Source organism: Micromonospora sp. DT231 (genome assembly GCF_049847025.1).
Classification (GTDB): Bacteria; Actinomycetota; Actinomycetes; order Mycobacteriales; family Micromonosporaceae; genus Micromonospora.
This window is the reverse complement of record NZ_JBNCNO010000054.1, coordinates 1-289: the sequence shown is the minus strand read 5'-3', so window position 1 is coordinate 289 and position 289 is coordinate 1. Positions and strand designations below refer to the sequence as shown.

Genomic DNA, 289 nt, shown 5'->3' with positions numbered 1-289 from the left:
GCAGCAGCGCCTGCTGTTGGAGACGTCGTGGGAGGCGTTCGAGCGGGCTGGCATCGATCCCACGTCGGTCCGCGGCAGCCGCACCGGCGTCTTCGTCGGATCGAGCGGGCAGGACTACACCGATCTGGTGCAGGCCGCCGCGGAGCGGACCGAGGGCTACCTGATCACCGGGAACGCGGCGAGCGTCGTGTCCGGGCGGATCGCTTACACCTTCGGCCTCGAGGGGCCGGCGGTGACGGTGGACACGGCGTGTTCGTCGTCGTTGGTCGCTTTGCATTTGGCGGCGCAG

1 protein-coding gene is annotated in these 289 nt (G+C 69.9%); it reads left to right on the top strand.

Annotation, left to right across the window (positions count from 1 at the left end; genetic code table 11):
* Positions 1-289: beta-ketoacyl synthase N-terminal-like domain-containing protein (locus ACPXBU_RS34885; RefSeq protein WP_425761408.1), on the top strand; the 289-nt coding region annotated here is incomplete at both ends.